This is a genomic window from Streptococcus sp. k-402, from assembly GCF_013277515.1.
Taxonomy (GTDB): Bacteria; Bacillota; Bacilli; order Lactobacillales; family Streptococcaceae; genus Streptococcus.
This window is the reverse complement of record NZ_VMNB01000013.1, coordinates 56,888-63,700: the sequence shown is the minus strand read 5'-3', so window position 1 is coordinate 63,700 and position 6,813 is coordinate 56,888. Positions and strand designations below refer to the sequence as shown.

Below are 6,813 nucleotides of genomic sequence, written 5' to 3'. Positions count from 1 at the left end.
CAGTGTTTTGAGCAGCCTGTGGCTAGTTTCCTAGTTTGCTCTTTGATTTTCATTGAGTATTAAATAGAAAAAATGAATAAATGTCTACTAGGAATATCATAAACATCATGAATTTTCATCAAACAAAAAGGACTTAGCTCTATGCAATACAGAACTAAATCCTTTGAATAAATAATTGATCTAACTTTTAGAATCCCTACAGAAATTCCAGTTTTTCTCTATTTGATACCAGACATTAGTTTTTCAATACGTGGAACGTAGAAGAGTAAGATAATACCGAATACAATCGTAATTCCTCCAACAATTCCATAGTAAGCCACTTCAGTTTCACTTGTATAAAATTTTACAATTTGAGCATTGATAGCTTGGGCAGCTGCATTACTCAAGAACCAGATAGACATCATTTGTGCTTGGAAAGATTTTGGTGCTAGCTTAGTAGTGACTGATAGACCAATAGGCGAAATCAACATTTCCCCCACAATCACAATAGCCCAACTCATAATCAACCAGAGAGGGCTGACCTTAACATCTGTCCCAAAGAGCATCCCTGGTAACATCATCCACAAGAAGGATAAACCTGCAGCAAATAAACCGTAAGCAAATTTCTTAGCGGAGGATGGTTGCTTTTTACCCATTTTCCCCCACAACCACGCAAAAATCGGCACATAAATCATAATGAAAAGGGGATTGATACTTTGGAAAAAGCTAGATGGAAAATGAATCTGATTCCCAAATACATTAAAGTAAAGTTGAGTTTGATCATCCGCAAATAGAGCGAGAACAACAGAACCCTGTTCCTCAATAGACCAGAAGAGTACTCCTGCGATAAATAACGGAATGTAGGCAAACACTCGAGATCTCTCAGTAGCAGTTATTTTCTGACTAGATAAAATTTTGAAGAAATAGTAGATTGGAATGATTACCGCAATCACTGTAAAGATATTAACAATCATATCCACGTTAAACTGGTGAGTAAAGACTAAACCTATAACCACAAGAATAACCATGACAAGTGTAATCAGCAAGCGTTTAATCAAGGTCTGCTGGTCCTTCTGTGAAAGGGGATCAGTGGGGTAAAGACTTGATTCAGGCAGGTATTTCTTCCCATCTAAAACATACTTCACCAGACCAAAGAACATCCCAATGGCAGCTAATGAGAAACCTAGATGGAAATTGACTTCCTGACCTAGATAACCCACTAGATAAGGGGCAACGAAGGCACCTAAGTTAATACCAAAGACAAAGATACTAAAACCTGCATCCCGTCTATCATCCTCTTTCTCATAAATTCCCCCAACCATATCTGAGATATTGGGTTTTAAAAATCCAGTACCAAAGATAATCAAGGCAATAGAAAGATAGAGAGCCACTTGTCCAAAAGGTGTTGCCAAAGCAATATGCCCTAGCATAATCAGAATCCCACCGTAAAAGACAGTCTTACGACTTCCTAAAATACGGTCACTGACAAAACCACCGATAACCGAGGACAAAAATACCAGCGAGCCATAAATCGCCATAACCGATGCAGCTGTGGTCTTATCCATTCCCAATCCACCATCTTGCACACTATAGTACATATAGTAAAGTAGGATAGCTCGCATCCCATAGTAAGAAAAGCGTTCCCACATTTCTGTAAAGAAGAGGGTGGACAAGCCCATAGGATGTCCAAAAAATGTTTTCTGTTTTTCCATATATATTCTCCTTTAACGATATAATAATTCATTTTACAGAATTTTCAAATAAATGTCAAACAAATCCTGTTTGTTTTAGAAAATTTTCTGAAAAAATCACACGTCTCATACTTAATTCCACCATAAAAATCCATTTCAGACTAACTTCCACTTCGGTCAGGCAAGTGGAAGTTACTTTGAAAAATCACCTTTAAAAATTTGCTCTTGTTTAGTTTAAAAATATTTCAAATCTTGAAACATACTTATCCTTTCCTCTTCAGTAAACAAAAAACATCCCTATGCCAAACTTGTAATTACTAAAATACAAGTCATACTCAATGAAAATCAAAGAGCAAACTAGGAAACTAGCCGCAGGCTGTACTTGAGTACGGCAAGGCGACGTTGACGTGGTTTGAATTTGATTTTCGAAGAGTATCAATAAGCATAGAGATGTAAAACTATTACACATTAAAAAATAACTAATTAGTAATTAAATAATAGAAATTGTGTACGAAATTTCTCAATTAGTTTTCGCTAGTAAATATCATTTCCAACAAACGCCCTCTCAATTCCTTATCCTGATGATGCAAGATATTCATTAACTCATGAGAATTTTTGGCATTGATGAATTGATTTAACAATCTATCTTTTAATTCATATGGAAGAGAAGCAGTCTTTAGTAGTCTAAAAACTTCATCATTTAAAGATAATATTTTATTATCTTTACATTCAAATCTAGCTGTATCATTCTTATTTGGTAATTCAATTATAGACACATTCGTTCCTTTAAAATGAATTCTATGCCTTCTATTACTTGGAACGATACTAGAATCTCCTTGTAATGCCAACTCTAGCATTCCCATTTCCCAATCGATTGATAATCTTGTTTTATATCTTTGACCATTTTGATCTTCAATCATTTCAAAAGAATGTTGTTTACCTGGGAATACATACCAATCTACAACTTCAGGTAAATCAACCCCCATATTTATCTCAGAACCAACCAAGGGAATGATTGCACCACTTTTTGCAAACACAGGAATAGTCGAAATGTCTCTATAAACACTTAAGTTCACACCACCTGTGTATTTTTTCTCTGAAAAGAAGTCATACCATTCACCTTCAGGGAACCATACATCTACTTTTGCAGATTGAAATGCCAAATCCATCTTTTCTACAACGGGAGCCACCATCAGTTCTGTTCCAAAAAAGTATTGGTTTGGAACATTATAGCTCTCATCATTCTCTGGGTAGAAATAGTACATTGGGCTGATTAATGGGGCACCTTCCTCATGTGTCTTTACATTCATGGTGTATAGATATGGAATCATCTGATGTCTCAAACGAAGGTATTTCTTCATAATCTTAGATGTTGTTTCTGAAAAAAACCAAGGTTCTTTACTATTGAAGGGACTTCTAGAACTATGTAATCGAGTAATCGGACTAAAAACCCCAAACTGTAGCCATCTAGTTTGTAGCTCTTCGTCATAATCCCCCAGCATGTGCCCACCGATATCATGACTCCACCAACTATAACCGATATTTGATGCTGTCGCTGTAAAATAAGGTTGAAATCTTAAGGAATTCCAACTAATAATAGTATCCCCTGAAAAACCAACAGGGTAGCGGTGACTACCAGGACCTGCATATCTTGATAAAATCAAACCACCTTCTGCATTTTTACAACTATCCTGATAGTGATAATGGTTTAAAAGCCATAGAGGATCCAACATGCCTTGTGTCCCTTGTTGCCAGTCAATCCACCAAAAATCTACTCCCTGCTTTTCCAGCTCATAATGAACATCTTTAAAGTAGGCTTCCCTAAAAGAGGGATTAAAAAAATCAAAAATAGCAGGTTCTTCTAGTTCTACATTTAACCCCAATCGTTTGGCGACTCGAGGATAAGCTTCTTCATAAGCCCGTATACCATCAGCAGGATGGACATTTAAGGAAAGTTTTAACTTCCTATCATGAAGTTGTTGCAATAACTGTTCTGGATTAGGTATTAAGTTTCTATTCCAACTATATCCTGTCCAGCCACTTCCAAAACGAGCTGGAATGTCAGTTATATGCCAATCCATATCTAACACACCGATAGATAATGGAATTTTCTCTGTTTTAAATCTGTCTATTAAATCCAAGTATTCATCCGACGTATAAGGCCAATACCTACTCCACCAATTGCCTAAAGCATATCTTGGCAACAAGGGTGTTGAACCAGTCAAATGGTAAAAGTCTCTGATTGCTCCTCTATAATCATGCCCATAGGCAAAGAAATAGAGGTCAATTTGATTTTCTCTCTCAATATAACCAGACTGTTCATCCCAAATAAATCCTTGAGAATCATCCAATAAGGCTATACCATTTCGGCTAATAATTCCATCTTCTAACGAGATTGCTCCATCTGCCTTATCCAGAGTCCGAGCTGTTCCTTTTAACGTTTCAATAGATTCACCAAAATACCAGCGACTACCATATACGGCAAAATTTCCTTTTAATTCTATAAATAAATTTTCGGCGTTAAATTCTCCTTTATTAAAGTGCAGATGAAAATAGTCCGTCATAATATCTAGTACGTTTGATGTCTCGATATAATCTAACGAAACTTGGCCAAAATCTCTATTATAGATAAGTTGTGTCGTTCTATCCTCAAAACTTCCAGTTTGAGAGTATTCTAACCTTACTAACTTGTCCGTTAATACAGAGATTCGATAAAACTCTCCCTTAAAAATTTTCACTTTGTTTCCCTCCTTTTATTGTAGCATAAAAACAGAACGCACCAATTTTGATGCGTTTTTCCTTATTCTGAATGCAATGTTCTATCTATGACAAATAATAGTCAATTGAAAAAATGTAGTGGACAAAATATCTTTTAACAAACCAAGATGTTATTAAAGAGTTATCACTTTTCAACTTTTCTAAGCTTATGCAGTTGTGAAACAAACTACTTTTAAACTATTAACTAAGATAGGATTGATAAATAATTTCAAACTCTTACTAGCAATCATACGATATTCAAGCTCACATGCTTTTTTCCTTCCTGCTTATTTCTTAGAACTGAAGAACCCGGATCGGTATATAAATTATCCGGATCAACATAGTCATAAGATTCATAACAGTTGCGCTTCATTAAGTCATCCCCAGAGCAAGAGCTTCATCTCGTAATTTTTCAACATCACTAACCGTAAGTCGCCATCCTTCAATCATATTTGTACTTAAAGCATACCAAACACTCTTAAAAACGGATCTGTTTTCAAAAGCTATTCCCATGATTGTCATCTTTTCTTTATCTATATCTAAGGACATATGCTACCTCCTTTAGTTACATTATACCATGTTTCTATGTAGCTTTTAAAAATTTTATTTTGTCTGTAAGCAGTAATATTCAGTGTACTTATCCTTTTTACATTCAAATATCTATTTACCGACAAATAGATCTTCCCACTGTGTAATAGATGCTGGAAGAATCGATTTATTTTCCTCGTAGAAAGTTAATAAATCACTATCCTCTATTTTAATTACATTTTCAATTTGATCTAAATTAATTATTTTTGGACCATACAAATAAACTAGATAGCCATCATCTACATATTGTTTAAATTCTAAAGCATCAAGTTCATTTGCCTTCTTCCCTTTTACTTGAACTACTGCTTTTCTTGGATTATTGATGTCTCTTGAGATCATCTCACATTCAATTTTTATGGTTGTAGACTTCTTTGCAATTGAATTAGAAAGTACATAATAATTTTCCTTAATTTGAAGACAGGAAATAACGAGTTCTTCTAAATCAAATTCAGGCAGATTATTAAGAAGTCCTCCTCTAAATGGAGTTATCTCAAAATAATTATTTTTCGAAAATATATTAAACAACAATTTTGAGTATTCTATTATACTCTTATCCCAAATCCTTTCTATCGTACTACCACGTGGCCTATTAAAGGAAGATTTAATCTGTCCAGGAACTTGCATTCCAACATTAAATGCATCAACAGATATGATTGAACCAATATCTAAATTAGTGTCACAGACTACTTTAGCAGAAGATTTCGCTTTACATATCCAATAATTTCCATTTAAATCTCTTGTCCAGAATAAGTCATCTATCTTAGCATCCTTAAAAACATTTATTGCCGGATTCGCTCTACCTCGTTCTTTTTTTATTCGTTTATAGTATTCATTAAAGTCATCTTCACTAATATCGCTACTTAAGCGACTCCAACCAAGTGCAAGATGCTGTTCAGAATTATTTAAACAGAAGTCAATCAACTCTTGCCTAATGTTATCATTTCTTTTTAAGTGTATTCTTGCAACATAATCCATTCAAATTAGCCTCTCTTACTTTTTTCTTTCAAAATTATTTCGACTCCCGCTTGATGTAAAATATCATATCTAGCACGACTTACTTCTGATTCATCGATTAAATTAAGAAGATGATCAATTTCTTTTCTTCCTTCTTCACTTAACTTTGGCTTTATATCATCTAAATTTTTTTGTAGTCTTAAAAACAATTGAATAGCTACTTCGTAATCTTTTTTCTCTTGTAATTCTTGCTGCTTGGCTAAAAATTCTTTTTCTTTCTCTTCGTTTTTCTTCCTATTTTGTTCAGCCATGTCACAAAGTATTTCATAATCCACTGTTTGAGTCTCAAAATCTTTTTTTACCAACTCCATCATTTGAGGCGTAATACGAATACGATTATAAGCTTCTTTTACTAAGGAAGTGATTTTATCCCAATAAGGTACTTCTGAGTCTTCTCGGAACATTAATATTTCTCGATCCGTTATGACAATTTTCTTTTCTTCATCAATGAAATAGCCTTTTTCTTTGTAATTATTTAAATCAGAAATATACTTCTCTAATCTCCACTGTTTGACAATTTTTTTACCACTGTCAGATAAATCAGAGTCGACCACATATCCATATAACCAATCAGGAAAATCAATATCACCTATAGTCCATCTTTGTTTCTCATCTGAGTATATTTTATTTCTTAATTCTCTGTCGGGAAATTTAACTTTATTAAAAACATACTTAATAATCTCGTCACCCTCTTGAATGTATTCGTTCCAATACTTGCTATACTTAGCGTAGGGGCTAAATGGACGAGTTCTATATATAACTCTACTCATTTCATCTTCTCCTT

General features: G+C 34.2%; 5 protein-coding genes. All 5 read right to left on the bottom strand.

The window, feature by feature from the left end; all coding sequences use genetic code 11:
* Positions 1 to 218: 218 nt before the first annotated feature.
* Positions 219 to 1,691, bottom strand: a complete 1,473-nt coding sequence (locus HT724_RS09015) for a peptide MFS transporter (RefSeq protein WP_173276320.1) — start codon at positions 1,689 to 1,691, stop codon at positions 219 to 221.
* A gap of 503 nt (positions 1,692 to 2,194) precedes the next feature.
* Positions 2,195 to 4,408 carry a TIM-barrel domain-containing protein gene (locus tag HT724_RS09010; RefSeq protein ID WP_173276319.1) on the bottom strand — a complete coding sequence of 738 codons (2,214 nt, stop codon included), beginning with the start codon at positions 4,406 to 4,408 and terminating at the stop codon, positions 2,195 to 2,197.
* Between the two features lie 391 nt (positions 4,409 to 4,799).
* Positions 4,800 to 4,976 carry a hypothetical protein gene (locus HT724_RS09005; protein ID WP_173276318.1) on the bottom strand — a complete coding sequence of 59 codons (177 nt, stop codon included), beginning with the start codon at positions 4,974 to 4,976 and terminating at the stop codon, positions 4,800 to 4,802.
* A gap of 111 nt (positions 4,977 to 5,087) precedes the next feature.
* On the bottom strand, positions 5,088 to 5,990 hold the full coding sequence (locus HT724_RS10335) for a ribonuclease D (protein WP_173276317.1): 903 nt from the start codon (positions 5,988 to 5,990) through the stop codon (positions 5,088 to 5,090).
* Between the two features lie 5 nt (positions 5,991 to 5,995).
* Positions 5,996 to 6,799, bottom strand: coding sequence for a hypothetical protein (locus HT724_RS08995; protein ID WP_173276316.1), 804 nt, complete (start codon positions 6,797 to 6,799; stop codon positions 5,996 to 5,998).
* Positions 6,800 to 6,813 lie beyond the last annotated feature (14 nt).